The sequence below is a fragment of the Kitasatospora sp. NPDC034035 genome, from assembly GCF_055575755.1.
Genome location: NZ_JBVISA010000009.1, coordinates 41555 through 56541, shown reverse-complemented (window position 1 = coordinate 56541; position 14987 = coordinate 41555). Strand labels below are relative to the sequence as shown.

Annotated in this window: 12 protein-coding genes; 6 read left to right on the top strand and 6 right to left on the bottom strand. The window is 72.5% G+C overall.

From position 1 onward, the window contains the following. Nucleotides 1-8: 8 nt before the first annotated feature. Together ACZ52J_RS14960 and tdh are read right to left on the bottom strand one after the other, a co-directional pair. Entirely contained in the window at nt 9-1202 is a 1194-nt protein-coding gene (locus tag ACZ52J_RS14960; RefSeq protein ID WP_360502912.1) for a glycine C-acetyltransferase, read from the bottom strand. Nucleotides 1203-1232: 30 nt separating this feature from the next. After that, nucleotides 1233-2261 carry an L-threonine 3-dehydrogenase gene (tdh, locus tag ACZ52J_RS14955; protein WP_465618852.1) on the bottom strand — a complete coding sequence of 343 codons (1029 nt, stop codon included), beginning with the start codon at nt 2259-2261 and terminating at the stop codon, nt 1233-1235. Between the two features lie 636 nt (nt 2262-2897). On the opposite strand from tdh, the gene ACZ52J_RS14950 reads away from it, so the two are divergent. Next, nucleotides 2898-4259, top strand: a complete 1362-nt coding sequence (locus ACZ52J_RS14950) for a serine hydrolase domain-containing protein (protein WP_465618850.1) — start codon at nt 2898-2900, stop codon at nt 4257-4259. Nucleotides 4260-4370: 111 nt separating this feature from the next. Here the strand turns inward: ACZ52J_RS14950 and ACZ52J_RS14945 are convergent, their stop codons facing one another. Then, nucleotides 4371-5432 (bottom strand): ATP-dependent DNA ligase, encoded by a 1062-nt coding sequence (locus ACZ52J_RS14945; RefSeq protein ID WP_465618848.1) that lies wholly within the window; start codon nt 5430-5432, stop codon nt 4371-4373. Nucleotides 5433-5574: 142 nt separating this feature from the next. Between ACZ52J_RS14945 and ligD the strand changes: the two genes are divergently transcribed. Together ligD and ACZ52J_RS14935 are read left to right on the top strand one after the other, a co-directional pair. Then, nucleotides 5575-6582, top strand: a complete 1008-nt coding sequence (ligD, locus tag ACZ52J_RS14940; protein ID WP_465618846.1) for a non-homologous end-joining DNA ligase — start codon at nt 5575-5577, stop codon at nt 6580-6582. Between the two features lie 43 nt (nt 6583-6625). Beyond that, nucleotides 6626-7318 carry a GNAT family N-acetyltransferase gene (locus ACZ52J_RS14935; protein WP_465618844.1) on the top strand — a complete coding sequence of 231 codons (693 nt, stop codon included), beginning with the start codon at nt 6626-6628 and terminating at the stop codon, nt 7316-7318. On the opposite strand, the gene ACZ52J_RS14930 is transcribed toward ACZ52J_RS14935, so the two are convergent. Together ACZ52J_RS14930 and ACZ52J_RS14925 are read right to left on the bottom strand one after the other, a co-directional pair. Next, nucleotides 7304-7813, bottom strand: a complete 510-nt coding sequence (locus ACZ52J_RS14930; protein ID WP_465618842.1) for a ubiquitin family protein — start codon at nt 7811-7813, stop codon at nt 7304-7306. The genes ACZ52J_RS14935 and ACZ52J_RS14930 overlap by 15 nt on opposite strands. A gap of 40 nt (nt 7814-7853) precedes the next feature. Beyond that, nucleotides 7854-9053, bottom strand: coding sequence for an 8-amino-7-oxononanoate synthase (locus ACZ52J_RS14925; RefSeq protein ID WP_465618840.1), 1200 nt, complete (start codon nt 9051-9053; stop codon nt 7854-7856). Between the two features lie 316 nt (nt 9054-9369). Between ACZ52J_RS14925 and ACZ52J_RS14920 the strand changes: the two genes are divergently transcribed. Next, nucleotides 9370-9882, top strand: coding sequence for a hypothetical protein (locus ACZ52J_RS14920; protein WP_465618838.1), 513 nt, complete (start codon nt 9370-9372; stop codon nt 9880-9882). A gap of 63 nt (nt 9883-9945) precedes the next feature. Beyond that, nucleotides 9946-12438 carry a DEAD/DEAH box helicase gene (locus tag ACZ52J_RS14915; protein ID WP_396287965.1) on the top strand — a complete coding sequence of 831 codons (2493 nt, stop codon included), beginning with the start codon at nt 9946-9948 and terminating at the stop codon, nt 12436-12438. A gap of 142 nt (nt 12439-12580) precedes the next feature. On the opposite strand, the gene ACZ52J_RS14910 is transcribed toward ACZ52J_RS14915, so the two are convergent. Then, a complete protein-coding gene (locus ACZ52J_RS14910; protein WP_465618836.1) occupies nt 12581-13459 on the bottom strand; it encodes a hypothetical protein in 879 nt (292 codons plus the stop codon). Nucleotides 13460-13729: 270 nt separating this feature from the next. Here ACZ52J_RS14910 and bioB point away from each other — a divergent pair, with 270 nt between their 5' ends. Further along, nucleotides 13730-14965: a biotin synthase BioB gene (bioB, locus tag ACZ52J_RS14905; protein ID WP_465618834.1), complete on the top strand. Its 1236-nt coding sequence runs from the start codon at nt 13730-13732 to the stop codon at nt 14963-14965. The last annotated feature ends 22 nt before the right edge of the window (nt 14966-14987 follow it).

Here is a 14987-nt window from a genome sequence, read left to right as displayed (position 1 = left end):
CCGGCGGGTTACTCCCCCAGCGCGGCGCGCGCGTCCACGAAGGCGGCGACGGCGCGCTCGACGTCCTCGGTGGAGTGCGCGGCGGACAGCTGCACCCGGATCCGGGCCTGGCCGTGCGGGACCACCGGGTAGGAGAACCCGATCACGTACACGCCGCGCTCCAGCAGCAGTTCGGCGAGCCGGCCGGCCTCGGCCGCGTCGCCGATCATCACCGGGGCGATCGGGTGGTCGCCGGGCAGGATCTCGAACCCGGCCTCGGTCATCTTCGTGCGGAACAGCGCGGTGTTGGCCGCCAGTCGCTCGCGCAGCTCGTTGGACTGCTCGACCAGGTCGAGCACCTTCAGCGAGGCGGCCGCGATCACCGGGGCCAGCGAGTTGGAGAACAGGTACGGGCGGGAGCGCTGGCGCAGCAGGGCGACGATCTCCCGGCGGGCGGCGACGTAACCGCCGGAGGCGCCGCCGAGGGCCTTGCCGAGGGTGCCGGTGATGATGTCCACGCGGTCCATCACGCCGTGCAGCTCGGGGGTGCCGCGGCCGCCCGCGCCGACGAAGCCGACGGCGTGCGAGTCGTCCACCATGACCATGGCGTCGTAGCGGTCGGCCAGGTCGCAGATCTCCCGCAGCGGGGCGACGTAGCCGTCCATCGAGAAGACGCCGTCGGTGACGATCAGGCGGCGGCGGGCGTCCTGGGTCTCCTGGAGCTGCTTCTCCAGGTCGGCCATGTCGCGGTTGGCGTAGCGGTGGCGGCGGGCCTTGCTGAGCCGGATGCCGTCGATGATGCTCGCGTGGTTCAGCGCGTCGGAGATGACGGCGTCACGGTCGTCGAGCACGGTCTCGAAGACGCCGCCGTTGGCGTCGAAGCAGGAGGAGTAGAGGATCGTGTCCTCCTGGCCGAGGAACGCCGAGAGGCGGTCCTCCAGCTGCTTGTGGACGTCCTGGGTGCCGCAGATGAAGCGGACCGAGGCCATCCCGTAGCCCCAGCGGTCCAGGGCGTCCTTGGCGGCGTCCAGCACCTCGGGGTGGTCGGCCAGGCCGAGGTAGTTGTTGGCGCAGAAGTTCAGCACCTCGCCCGGCTTGCCGCCGCCGGTGACGGTGACCGCGGCGCTCTGCGGGGTCCCGATCACCCGCTCGGGCTTGAACAGGCCGGCCTCGCGGATCTCGTCGAGGGTGGTGGCGATGTCGGCGCGCACGTTGTCGAACACAACAGGCTCCTTTTGCGTCGGCGGGGTGGCTCAGGCGGTCCAGTCGAGGATGATCTTGCCGCAGTTGCCGCTCGCGGCGTCGTCGAAGGCGGCGGCGAAGTCGTCGGCGGCGTAGCGGCCGGTGATCACCGGGCTGAGGTCCAGGCCGCCCTCCAGCAGCACGGACATCGCGTACCAGGTCTCGAACATCTCGCGGCCGTAGATGCCCTTGATGGTGATCATCGAGGTGACGATCCGCGCCCAGTCGACGGCGAAGTCGTCGGCCGGCAGGCCGAGCATGGCGATCTTGCCGCCGTGCGTCATGTTGGCGATCATCGACTGCATCGCCTCGGGGCGGCCGGACATCTCCAGGCCGACGTCGAAGCCCTCGCGCAGGCCGAGCTTCTGCTGGCCCTCCTCGATGGTGTGCTCGGCGACGTTGAGCGCCAGCGTCACACCGACCTCGCGGGCCAGGTCGAGGCGGTACGGGGAGACGTCGGTGATCATCACGCTGCGGGCGCCGGCGTGCTTGGCGACGGCGGCGGCCATGATGCCGATCGGGCCGGCGCCGGTGACCAGCACGTCCTCGCCGACCAGCGGGAAGGACAGCGCGGTGTGCACGGCGTTGCCGAACGGGTCGAAGATCGCGGCCACGTCCAGGTCGACCGGCACCCGGTGCACCCAGACGTTGGAGGCGGGCAGCGCCACGTACTCGGCGAAGGCGCCGTCGCGGTTGACGCCCAGGCCGACGGTGTTGCGGCACAGGTGGCGGCGGCCGGCCAGGCAGTTGCGGCACTTGCCGCACACCAGGTGGCCCTCGCCGCTGACCAGGTCGCCGATCGCGATGTCCGCGACGCCGGCGCCGATCTCGGCGACCTCGCCGACGAACTCGTGACCGAGCACCAGCGGGGTCTTGATGGTCTGCTGCGCCCAGCCGTCCCACTTGCGGATGTGCAGGTCGGTGCCGCAGATGCCGGTCCGCAGCACCTTGATCAGCACCTCGTTGGGGCCGATCTCGGGCTTCGGGACATCGATCATCCAGAGGCCGGGCTCGGCCTTCTGCTTGACGAGTGCCTTCACGGGGGCGGCTCCTGACGCGCGGGGGGACGGCCTTCGGGGGTCGGGCAGGCCGAGGTGGCCCGGTTCGGCCGGTCCTGGCGGACGCACTCCGGGCAGGCAGAAATCTGCCTGGTGGGAGGGGGTGCGGTCCATCGAGGAATTCTTAAGGACGGCCACAGCTGGGCTAAACGATCGTGCCCGAGCGGCGGCCGGCAGGGGGTGCGGCATGCCGGTGCTCACTCGTTCGGCCGAGCGCGGAGCGGCGGGCGCGACTCCAACCGGCGGGTGGACGGGGACATTTGGAAGGGCTTGACCGGTTCTAAGCGGGTTTGACGGTTCCTGATGGCGGCCGCCAGCCGGATTGGGGCACTCGGCTGACGACGGGCCCGTTCGGATCAGCCGGGAACCGACCCGCGCGCGGCCCGGCGGCAGCGGTGCTTACGGTGGCGACGCTTCCCCCGCGCCCCGTGGAGCAGCACTCCGGGGCCCCAGCCCAAGGGGCCGACCGCCCCAGAGAGGCGCTCTCGCCACATGACCAAGACCCGACGGCCGCGACCGGCCGCCATCCGCCCGACCGTTGCGCGACCGGCCGGTGCGCACTCCGCCGGTGCCGGCTCGGCCGTTGCGCGATCGACCGCTGTCCGTTCGGCAGGGCGCGTGACCGCCGCCGCCCTGGCCCTGACCGGCCTGCTCGCCACCGCGGCCTGCTCCGGCGACTCGAAGCCCGCCCAGCCGGCCGGCGGCCCGGCGGTCGCCGGCGAGCCGGCCGCGCTCAGCCCGTCCCCCACCACCTCGGTGAACGTGTCCCCGGGCGCGGTGGTACCGCTGACCCCGGCCGTCACCTCACAGCTGGACTCCGCGATCCAGCAGGTGATGAGCCAGGCCTCCGTCCCCGGCATCTCGGTCGGCATCATCACGCCCGGCGGCACGTACCAGAAGTCCTTCGGCGTCGCCGACAAGACCAGCGGCGCGGCGATGGACCCCGGGCTGTACTCGCGGATCGGCAGCGAGACCAAGACCTTCACCGCGACCGCCGTCCTGCGACTGGTGGACCAGGGCAAGGTGGCCCTGGACGACCCGATCTCCAAGTACGTGGACGGCGTCCCCGGCGGCGACGGGATCACCGTCCGCCAGCTCGGCGAGATGCGCAGCGGCCTGTTCCCGTACAGCTCCGACCCGGACTTCGTGAACACGCTGATCAGCAACCCGAACCACGTGTTCACCCCCGACCAGCTGCTCGCCTACGGGTACAAGCACCCCGCGGTCTCCCCGCCCGGCACCCAGTTCCAGTACAACAACAGCAACTACATCATCCTGGGCAAGCTGATCGAGAAGGTCGGCGGGCAGCCAGCCGGCGCGTTCCTCAAGGACCAGGTGTTCACCCCCGCCTCGCTCGCCAAGACCAGCTTCCCCGTCGACGCGAGCATCCCCGACCCGCACTCCCACGGCTACACCGACCAGACGCCCACCGGGGCGATCGAGGACGCCACCAACTGGAACCCGTCCTGGGCCTGGACCGCCGGGGCCGTCATCACCACCCTCGCCGACCTGGAGAGCTGGGCCAAGACCATGGCCACCGGCACCCTCGTCAAACCGGCCACCCAGGCCGAACGCCTGAAGACCCTGCCGACCGGCGACCCCGGCGTCACGTACGGCTTCGGGCTGTTCAACAACTACGGGTGGATCGGACACAACGGCTCGATGCCCGGCTACGAGAGCGTGGCCGTGTACCTGCCGGAGGCGCAGAGCACGCTGGCGATGCTGCTCAACACCGATGTGCTGTACCAGGGTTCGGAGCCGTCGTCGCTGTTCGCGAACGCGATCACCAAGATCATCTCGCCGAAGAACGTCTACTCGATCCCGCCGGCGACCGCCGCGCCGTCGGCGCCGGGCTCGGGGTCGGCGTCCGGTTCGACCTCCGGCTCGCCGTCCGCCTTCGCCACGATCACCGGCGGCACGGGCTCGCCGTCGGGGCCCTCGGCCACCGCGAGCGGCACCGGCTCGCTGCGCGTCTCCTGACCTCCCGCACCCACACGCCGGCGGCCCGAACGGACCCTTTCCGTTCGGGCCGCCGGCGTTCCGCCCGTGTTCGGCCTTTCAGTGTCAGCAGTGTTGACGACTGACGATCCGTCAGATTCCGAGCACCTTGCCGAGGTCGTACGAGACCGGCTCCTCCAACTGCTCGTAGGTGCAGCTCTCCGGGGTGCGGTCCGGCCGCCAGCGGCGGAACTGCGCGGTATGCCGGAAGCGGGTGCCCTCCATGTGGTCGTACGCGACCTCGACCACCCGCTCGGGACGCAGCGCGATCCAGGACAGGTCCTTGCCGCCGGTCCAGCGGCTGACCGCGCCGGGCAGCCGGCCCTCGGCGTGCGCGGCCTCGTCCGCCCAGGCGCCCCAGGGGTGCCGGGCGAGGTCGTCCATCCGCAACGGGGCCAGCTCCTCGACGAGTTCGCGGCGGCGGGCCATCGAGAAGGCGGCGCAGACGCCGACGTGCTGGAGCTTCCCCTCGGTGTCGAAGATGCCCAGCAGGAGGGAGCCGACCACCGGGCCGCTCTTGTGCTCGCGGTAGCCGGCCACCACGCAGTCGGCGGTGCGCTCGTGCTTGATCTTGTACATGGTCCGCTCCCCCGGCCGGTACGGCTGGTCCAGCGGCTTGGCGACCACCCCGTCCAGCCCGGCGCCCTCGTACTCGGCGAACCAGGTCTGCGCGAGGTCCCGGTCGGTGACGGCAGGGGCGGTGAACACCGGGTCGGCGGCCTCGGCGAGCGCCGCCTCCAAGGCCGGGCGGCGCACCGACAGCGGCTCGTCCAGCAGCGAGTCGTCCCCGAGGGCGAGCAGGTCGAAGGCGACGAAGGAGGCCGGGGTCTGCTCGGCGAGCAGCTTCACCCGGCTCGCGGCGGGGTGGATGCGCTCCAGCAGCTCCTCGAAGCGCAGCCGGCCGTCGCGGGCGATCACCGCCTCTCCGTCCAGCACGCAGCGGGGCGGCAACTCGCGCCGGAAGGCCTCGACCAGCTCGGGAAAGTACCTGGTCAGCGGCTTTCCGGTGCGGCTGCCGAGTTCCACCTCGGCACCGTCGCGGAACACGATGGTGCGAAAGCCGTCCCACTTGGCCTCGTACTGCATCCCGGGCGGGATCTTGGCCACCGACTTGGCGAGCATCGGCGCCACCGGCGGCATCACGGGCAGGTCCATGCGTCCGATCCTCGCCCCGTTCCCGCCGGGGCGCGCGCCAGGCTCGGGGGGCGTTCGCCGGGCTCGGGACGTTCGCCGGGGTCCGGGGGTGTGCGCGGGACTCGGGGGGCGCACGGGGCCCCGCGCGCTTAGCGTGAATGGCATGGGCTCAGCCGTGGAACTGGAAGTCGCCGGGCGCACCGTCCGACTGTCGAACCCGGACAAGGTGTACTACCCCGAGCGCGGCTTCACCAAGCTGGACGTCGCACAGTACTACCTGGCCGTCGCCGACGGAGTACTGCGCGGCCTGCGCGACCGCCCCACCACACTGCAGCGCTTCCCGGACGGCGTCGACGGCGAGTTCTTCTACCAGAAACGCGCCCCCAAAGGCCTGCCGGACTGGCTGCCCACCGCCCGGATCAACTTCCCCAGCGGCCGCTCCGCCGACGAGATCTGCCCCACCGAGCCCGCCGCCGTCCTGTGGGCGGCCAACCTCGGCTGCCTCACCTTCCACCCCTGGCCCGTACGGCGCACCGACACCGACCACGTGGACGAACTGCGCATCGACCTCGACCCGCAACCCGGCACCGACTTCCACGACGCCGCCCGCGCCGCCCACGAACTGCGCGCCCTCCTCGAAGAGCACGGACTGCGCGGCTGGCCCAAGTCCTCCGGCGGACGCGGCCTGCACGTGTACGTGCCGCTCGAACCCGAGTGGACCTTCACCGACGGCCGGCACGCGGTCATCGCCCTCGGCCGGGTCCTGGAACAGCGGATGCCCGGCAAGGTCACCACCGCCTGGTGGAAGGAGGAACGCGGCGAACGGATCTTCGTCGACTACAACCAGATGGCCCGCGACCGCACCATCGCCTCCGCCTACTCCCTGCGCGCCCGCCCCCGCGCCACCGCCTCCACCCCGCTGCACTGGGACGAACTCGACGACGCCACCCCCGAGGACTTCGACCTGCGCACCGTCCCGGCCCGCTTCGCCGAACTCGGCGACCCCAACGCGGAGATGGACGGCCAGGCGTTCCGCCTCGAAGGCCTCCTGGAGCTGTACGACAAGCAACTGCACGACGAGGGCCTCGGCGAACTCCCCTACCCGCCCGACCACCCCAAGGCGGCAGGCGAACCCACCCGCGTCCAGCCGAGCCGGGCCCGCAAGCAATGAAGGCAGCGGCATAGGCTGGCCCTTTCGACGGTTGGGGGCGCGGATGGGCGTGGAGACGGGCGTGCGGGGGCTGGCAGAGATCCTGGCGGACGCGGCAGGCGGGGTGTTCCCCCCGCCGGACGGATCGGTCACGGTGGTGCCGCAGCCGTCACCGCGCGAGACCGGAGTGGTGTCCTTCGCCGCCCACGCGGTCCTCTTCACCGACGAGGACCCGGTCTGGGTGCACTCGACGCTCGCCGCCACCCCCGGCGACCCGCTGTCCGCCCCGCTCTGCCCGCCCTTCCTGACCGCCTTCGGCGAACGCACCGGACGCACCGTCAACAACATCGACCTGCTGACGGTCGCCGACCGCCTGCCGGGTGAGCCGCCGCTGCCACTGACCGAAGTCCGGGACCGCGAGCACCCCCGGGTGCTCCGGGCCCTGCGCTACCGCGAGGACGTCCGCGTCTTCACCACCGACGGCGGCGTCAACGACGGCGGCGTCACCGACGGCGGCGTCCTCATCCTCGGTCGCGGCGTCGCCGGCCGCTGGGAGTGCGCCGTCGAGGTCGACCCCCACACCCGGAACCGGGGCCTCGGCCGCACCCTCGCCGGCGCCGCCCGCCACCTCCTCCCCGAAGGCGACACGATCTGGGCCCAACAGGCCCCCGGCAACGCCCCCAGCGTCCGCGCCTTCCAGGCCGCCGGCTACCGCCGGATCGGCGCGGAAGCGCTGCTGGTGTCAGGGCCGGTCTGATCCACTCCCGCCGGACGGCGGCTCCCACAGCAGCCGGACCCGGTCTGCTGCCACGTCGTACCCGAGGAACGGCGGCTGCGCGACGCTGCTCTCGAAGAACATCGGAACCGACTTGCCCAGCCGCCGCCCGATCGCCGCCAGGAACCCGCAGAGGACGTCCAGCCGCTCCTGCCCCTGGAGCTCCCGGAGGTCGACGTCGAAGTCGATCTCCTCGTCCGAAGTGAACCGGAAGATCGCGCACACGTCGGGCACGGGCCACACCGACAGGCTCGGGCACTCGGCACCGGCCGGCCTGGACAGCACGACCTCGGCCGGTGGCAGCGGCCGCGCAGAGCGACCCTCGACGTATGCGGACTCCCAGCCCTGTTCCTCGACCAGATCGAGCACGGCCTGCCAGTCCGCCACCGTCGTGTCCGCGATGAACACGTCGGGGAGGTAGCCCCCGCCGGAGGGGTCGAGCAGCCACGCGACGTCGTCCCACAGCAGATCCGGCATGCCGCCATCCTGCCCGGGCACGCCCGGCCGCGCCGAGCGATTAGTCGGGCCGGGCGCCCGCCGGGGCCAGCTCGGCGATGATCCGCACCGCGTCGGCGATCTGCCCGTCGGTCAGGTCGCCGCGGGCGGTCAGGCGCAGGCGGGAGATGCCGTCCGGGACGGACGGGGGGCGGAAGCAGCCGACCGCGAGGCCGGCGCGGCGGCAGTCGGCGGCCCAGGCGACGGCGGCCTCGGGGCCCGGGGCGCGGACGGAGACCACGGCGGCGTCCGGCTCGCAGGCGTGCAGGCCGGCGACAGTGAGTTGCCGGGCGAGGGCGCGGGCGACCTCGCGGGCGCGTTCGGCGCGGGCCGGTTCGGCGCGCAGCAGGCGCAGGGCGGCGAGGGCGGCGCCGGCGGCGGCCGGGGCGAGGCCGGTGTCGAAGATGAAGGTGCGGGCGGTCTCGGTGAGGTGGCGGATCACCCGGCGCGGGCCGAGGACGGCGCCGCCCTGGGAGCCGAGGGACTTGGAGAGGGTCGCGGTGGCGACGGTGTCCGGCCGCCCGGCGAGCCCGGCCGCCGCGAGGGCCCCGGTGCCGCCGGGGCCGAGGACGCCCAGCCCGTGCGCGTCGTCCACGAGCAGGGCGGCGCCGTGCGCGCGGACGGCTTCGGAGAGCGCGGCCAGCGGGGCGGCGTCGCCGTCCACCGAGAACACCGAGTCGGTGACGACGAGCGCCCGCCGCTGCGTCCGGGCGGCGAGCACTTCGGCGACGGCCGCCGGGTCGCTGTGCGGGGCGCGGTGGACGTCGGAGCGGGAGAGCCGGCAGCCGTCGATCAGGGAGGCGTGGTTGTAGGCGTCGGACACGATCAGGGTGTCCGGGTCGGTGAGCGCGGTGAGCGCGGCCAGATTCGCCGTGTACCCGGAGGAGAACACCAGTGCCGCCTCGGCCCCGCAGAACTCGGCGAGTTCCTCCTCCAGTTCGGTGTGCAGCGCGGTCGTCCCGGTCACCAGCCGCGAGCCCGTCGCCCCGCCGCCCCAGCGCAGCGCGGCCTCGGCAGCCGCCCGTGTCACCACGGGGTGCCGGGTCAGCCCCAGGTAGTCGTTCCCGGCGAGGTCGAGCACCGGGTCCTCGGCGGGCCGGCTGCGCAGCGTACGCGTGAGGCCGGCCTCGGCGCGCAGCTCGGCGGCCTCGTCGAGCCAGTCGAAGACGTTCGCCGGAGCGAGCTCGGCGGTGTGCGGTTCGGAGGCAGGCGGGTGGACCATGCCCGGCACTCTGGCACGGCCCTCGCGGGCCAGGCAATGTGCCGCTCGGCACAGCTTCGGGGCACAAGCCCCGTGTCGTTCACTCAGACTTAACCTCAATTCCATCTCTCGGACCTTTAAACCCTTCCCCTCGCAAAGGCTTCATGTCGCCCACATCATCCCGCCGTCCCCGGACGACCCGCCCCGGCGGCCGTCCCGGATCCGCCCCTGGCACGCCGCCGTCGCCCTCGTGGTGGCGGCGGCGGTCGGTCGGGGTTTGTGGGCGTGGAAGCCGTGGCAGTCCGCGGACCTGCCGGAGCACGCGTGCTGGTCGCTCGTGGACGAGAACGATCTGAAGCCGCTGGCCGGCCCGGACGGGAAGGCCGTCGAGCCCAAGCCGGCCCGGGAGATCGCCACCCTCGAGAAGCCCGAGTCCGGGGACCGCGACTACCGCTGCACCGTCACGTGGACGGGCGGCGCCTTCCTGCTCGACGTGGACATCAGGCCGCCGTGGAACGGGGTCGACGCGGACCGCGCGAGCGACGCCCGCCTCGGCTCGGTCACCCCGCTGGATTTCGGGCCCGGTGCGACCGGCTGGATCGTGAACCACGACAGGGTCCGGCTCTACGTGTCGTGCGACTTCCAGGGCACGCGGCCGGACACCGGCCGCGCCGCGCCGCCGTACGTCGGCGTGCAGGTCAACGGGGACCACATCGACGGCACCTCCCCGGCTGGGGTGGGGCAGGCGTACGCGGACATCGCCCTGAAGGTCGGCCGGGCCGCCGCGACCGCGTACGAGTGCCGCAACACCGTGCAGCTGCCCGCCGCCGCCCCGCGCGTCCCCTCCTAGCCCCGGGCTTTGCCCGGGGTGGCCGCGAGCAGGCAAGATAGCCGGGTGACCCTCCTTGATCTGATGCCGAAGCCCGCCACGCCCGACGCGCTGTACGAGACGTTCGCCGCCTGGGCGGAGGAGCGGGGGATCACGCTGTACCCGGCGCAAGAGGAGGCGCTGATCGAGTTGGTGTCGGGGAACAACGTGATCCTGGCGACGCCGACCGGGTCGGGCAAGAGCCTGGTGGCGGCGGGGGCGCACTTCGCGGCGCTGGCGGAGGGGCAGCGGACCTTCTACACCGCGCCGATCAAGGCGCTGGTGTCGGAGAAGTTCTTCGACCTGGTGAAGATGTTCGGCACCGAGCAGGTCGGCATGATGACCGGCGACGCGAGCGTGAACCCGACCGCGCCGATCATCTGCTGCACCGCCGAGGTGCTCGCCCAGATCGCGTTGCGCGACGGCACGCGGGCGGACATCGGCCAGGTGGTCATGGACGAGTTCCACTTCTACGCCGAGGCGGACCGCGGCTGGGCCTGGCAGATCCCGCTGCTGGAGCTGCCGCAGGCGCAGTTCCTGCTGATGTCGGCGACGCTCGGCGACGTCCGCCGCTTCGAGGAGGACCTGACCCGCCGGACCGGCCGTCCGACGACGGTGGTCCGCAACGCGACCCGCCCGGTGCCGCTGTTCTACGAGTACCGCCGCACCACGATGCACGACACGCTCGAGGAGCTGCTGCAGACCGGCCAGGCGCCGGTCTACGTCGTGCACTTCACGCAGAAGGAGGCGGTGGAGCGGGCGCAGTCGCTGATGAGCATCAACATGTGCTCGAAGGCGGAGAAGGAGGCCATCGCCGACCTGATCGGCAACTTCCGCTTCACCACCAAGTTCGGCCGCAACCTGTCCCGTTACGTGCGCCACGGCATCGGCGTGCACCACGCGGGCATGCTGCCGAAGTACCGCCGACTGGTCGAACGCCTCGCCCAGGCAGGCCTGTTGAAGGTGATCTGCGGCACCGACACGCTGGGTGTCGGCGTCAACGTGCCGATCCGCACGGTGCTGTTCACGGCCCTGTCCAAGTACGACGGCACCCGGGTGCGCATCCTGCGTGCCCGCGAGTTCCACCAGATCGCCGGGCGGGCCGGCCGGGCCGGCTTCGACACCGTCGGCCAGGTGGTGGCGCAGGCGCCGGAGCACGTGATCGAGAACGACAAGGCGATCGCCAAGGCCGGGGACGACCCGAAGAAGAAGCGCAAGGTGGTGCGCAAGAAGGCGCCGGAGGGCTTCGTCGGCTGGACCGAGGAGACCTTCGAGAGGCTGATCGGCGCCGACCCGGAGCCGCTGGTGTCCCGGTTCAAGGTGACCCACGCGATGCTGCTGTCGGTGATCGGCCGCCCCGGCAACGCCTTCGAGGCGATGCGCAAGCTGCTCACCGACAACCACGAGGACAAGGTGGCGCAGCGCCGGCACATCCGCACCGCGATCGCCATCTACCGCTCGCTGCTGCAGGGCGGTGTGGTGGAGCGGCTGCCGGAGCCCGACGCCGACGGCCGGATCGTCCGGCTCACGCTGGACCTGCAGGAGAACTTCGCGCTCAACCAGCCGCTGTCGACCTTCGCGCTGGCCGCCTTCGAGCTGCTCGACCCGACCTCGCCGTCGTACGCGATGGACGTCGTCTCCGTCGTCGAGGCGACCCTCGACGACCCGCGCCAGATCCTCGCCGCGCAGCAGAACAAGGCGCGCGGCGAGGCCGTCGGCGAGATGAAGCGGGACGGCATCGAGTACGAGGAGCGGATGGAGCGGCTCCAGGAGATCACCTACCCGAAGCCGCTGGAGGAGCTGCTCACCCACGCCTACGAGGTGTACCGAGGGGCGCACCCGTGGATCGGCGACCACCAGCTGCAGCCGAAGTCGGTGGTCCGCGACCTGTACGAGCGGGCGATGACCTTCTCGGACTACGTCGGCTTCTACGAGCTGGCGCGCACCGAGGGCATCGTGCTGCGCTACCTGGCCGGCGCGTACAAGGCGCTGGAGCAGACCGTCCCCGAGGACGTGAAGACCGACGACCTCAAGGACGTCATCGCGTGGCTCGGCGAGCTGGTCCGCCAGGTCGACTCGAGCCTGCTGGACGAGTGGGAGCAGCTGGCCAACCCGACCGATCCGCAGGCCGCCGAGGTGCGGCTGGACGACAAGCCGGCGCCGGTCACGGCCAACGCGCGCGCCTTCCGGGTGCTGGTCCGCAACGAGATGTTCCGCCGGGTCGAGCTGTGCGCGCTGGAGCACTACGAGGAGCTCGCGGCGCTGGACGGCGAGTACGGCTGGGACGCGGACCGCTGGGCGGACGCCATGGACGGGTACTGGGACGAGTACGACGACCTGAGCACCGGCCCGGACGCGCGCGGCCCGAAGATGCTGATCATCGAGGAGGAGGACTCCGCCTGGCGGGTCCGGCAGATCTTCGACGACCCGGAGGGCGACCACGACTGGGGCATCAGCGCCGAGGTGGACCTGTTCGGCTCGGACGAGGAGGGCCGGGCGGTGGTGCGGGTGACCGCGGTGGACCGGCTCGGCGGCTGACGGATCGTCAACAGCGAAGGGGGGCCGGCTTTTCCGGGCCCCCCTTCGGCTTTCGCCCTCGGCGGGCCCGTCCGGACGGAAGGGGCCGCGAGCGGGGCCGTCACGTCCAACGAACGGGCCCGTCATCCAACGGACGGGACGGTCACATCCAGACGAACGCCGAGCCCGCCGCGTAGGAGAGCGCGCGGGTGGCCTCGTCCAGGGTCTGCTCGGTGCCGGGCGCTGCCGAGCCGGTCGGCGTCGGGGCACCGGCGGCGGGTGCCCCCGTGGCGGGCGCGCCCGTGCTGCTCGGGGTGGAGGCGGCCGGGCGGCCGTCGCCGGTCCGCGAGCCGGTGACCGTCACGTAGTGCCCGACCGCCTCGACCCGCGGGTCGCCGCCCGGGTTGGCGCCGGCGGGCTGCGCGGGGGCGGCGGTGGCGTCCGCGAGGATGAAGGCGACCGATCCGGGCTTGGCCCGCAGGGCCTCGGCGGCCTTGGCGGCGGAGGCCAGGTCGGGGAAGCGCAGCAGGGTGACGTTGCTGAGCACCGGGCGGTCCTGGCCGGTGAAGCTGACGGTCAGGTACGCCTGGCAGCCGCTGTCCTTCAGCGGGTCCTGGGCGCGGTCCTGGAGCACCTCGGCGCAGTTGTCGCCCTGCCGGGCCCCGTTGCGCCGCGCCTTGAAGGTGCCGACCTCGACCGGGCGCTGGGCCGGGAAGAAGTTGTCGACGTTGAGACCCTCGGGGTCGGTGCGCGGCGGCGGGGAGCCCACCACCGGCGGCGTCTTCGCGGCGTCCTTGGCGGACGGGCCGAGCCCGGGTATGTAGTCGCCGGGCATCGGGCGGGTGATGATCCATCCGCCGGCCACGACCACGCCGACCACGACGACCCAGCCCACCGCCCGACGGCCGGTCAGTCGTCGGCCCCGCCTGGGACCGGCCCCCTCGGCGACCTGCTGTCCCGCCTGGCCTGCCCGGTCTTCCCGCCCTGCCCGGCCTTCCTGGCCTTCTCCCGGAGTCGGGGTGCGCTCCCCCTGCGTGGTCATGGCGCAGATTCTAAGCATCCCGGGGGTGGCGTGGGTCACGGGGGCGGGGGTTGTGGATCATCGTCCGCGCCGGGCTTGCGCTCCGCTCCCGTGCGGCCCGTCCACCCCTGAGCGCTACCCGTCGGTAACCTTCGTCCGGCGTCCGCGTCAAGCTCGTGACCAGCGACGGAGCCGTGACCTTCGACACTGTGGCAATCGGCACATCCTCACACCGATCTTCTGGCGGGTTTGCTCTGGCGCCGCTCGATCACCAGCAGGCAGGATCGCCCCATGGATCTGCTCGATACCCTCACCGCCAAGGGCCTGCGCGGCGACGTCCCGACCCGCGAGGAGGCCCTGGCCGTCCTCGCCACCACCGACGACGAGCTGCTCGACGTGGTCGCCGCGGCCGGCAAGGTGCGCCGACGCTGGTTCGGCCGCCGGGTCAAGCTCAACTACCTGGTGAACCTCAAGAGCGGGCTCTGCCCGGAGGACTGCTCGTACTGCTCGCAGCGGCTCGGGTCCAAGGCCGAGATCCTCAAGTACACCTGGCTCAAGCCGGACCAGGCCGCCGACGCCGCCCGCGCCGGGGTGGCCGGCGGCGCCAAGCGGGTCTGCCTGGTGGCCAGCGGCCGCGGCCCGACGGACCGCGACATCGACCGGGTCACCGACACGATGGCCGCCATCAAGGACGCCGACCCCGCGGTCGAGATCTGCGTCTGCCTCGGCCTGCTCTCCGACAACCAGGCGGAGCGGCTCAAGGCGGCCGGCGCCGACGCCTACAACCACAACCTCAACACCTCCGAGAGCACCTACGGGGCCATCACCAGCACCCACACCTACGCGGACCGGGTGGACACCGTGCAGAAGGCCCACGGCGCGGGCCTGTCCGCCTGCTCCGGCCTGATCGCAGGCATGGGCGAGAGCGACGAGGACCTGGTCGACGTCGTGTTCGCGCTGCGCGAGCTCGGCTCGGACTCCGTCCCGGTCAACTTCCTGATCCCCTTCGAGGGCACCCCGCTCGCCAAGGAGTGGAACCTCACCCCGCAGCGCTGCCTGCGCATCCTGGCGATGGTCCGCTTCGTCAACCCGGACACCGAGGTGCGCATCGCCGGCGGCCGCGAGGTCCACCTGCGCACGATGCAGCCGCTCGGCCTGCACATCGCCAACTCGATCTTCCTCGGCGACTACCTGACCAGCGAGGGCCAGGCCGGTCAGGCCGACCTCGACATGATCAAGGACGCCGGCTTCGAGGTCGAGGGCGCCGGCGAGGCCACCCTGCCGCGCCACCGCGCCGACATCGCCGACGCGGCCCAGGTCACCGGCGGCTGCGGCACCGCAGCCTCGGCCTGCGGCAGCGGCGGCGGCTGCGGCCCGTGCGGCGGCCACTCCCACGCCCCGGCGGAGGCCACCACCGCCCCGGCCGAGCCCGCCACCCCGGACGGCTCGGAGGACGACGAGCTCCGCAGCGACCTCGTCAAGGTCCGCCGACGCGGCGCCGGCACCGAACTCGCGCCCAACGCCTGACCGTTCCACCGCTCTGGAGAGT

Excerpts from the sequence above, each read along its gene's own strand:
- ACZ52J_RS14930 (WP_465618842.1), bottom strand. The coding sequence starts at position 7,813 with ATGCCGGATCTGCTGTGGGACGACGTCGCGTGGCTGCTCGACCCCTCC.
- ligD (WP_465618846.1), top strand. The coding sequence starts at position 5,575 with ATGGGCTCAGCCGTGGAACTGGAAGTCGCCGGGCGCACCGTCCGACTG.
- ACZ52J_RS14915 (WP_396287965.1), top strand. The coding sequence starts at position 9,946 with ATGCCGAAGCCCGCCACGCCCGACGCGCTGTACGAGACGTTCGCCGCC.
- ACZ52J_RS14910 (WP_465618836.1), bottom strand. The coding sequence starts at position 13,459 with ATGACCACGCAGGGGGAGCGCACCCCGACTCCGGGAGAAGGCCAGGAA.
- ACZ52J_RS14925 (WP_465618840.1), bottom strand. The coding sequence starts at position 9,053 with ATGGTCCACCCGCCTGCCTCCGAACCGCACACCGCCGAGCTCGCTCCG.
- ACZ52J_RS14945 (WP_465618848.1), bottom strand. The coding sequence starts at position 5,432 with ATGGACCTGCCCGTGATGCCGCCGGTGGCGCCGATGCTCGCCAAGTCG.
- bioB (WP_465618834.1), top strand. The coding sequence starts at position 13,730 with ATGGATCTGCTCGATACCCTCACCGCCAAGGGCCTGCGCGGCGACGTC.
- ACZ52J_RS14935 (WP_465618844.1), top strand. The coding sequence starts at position 6,626 with ATGGGCGTGGAGACGGGCGTGCGGGGGCTGGCAGAGATCCTGGCGGAC.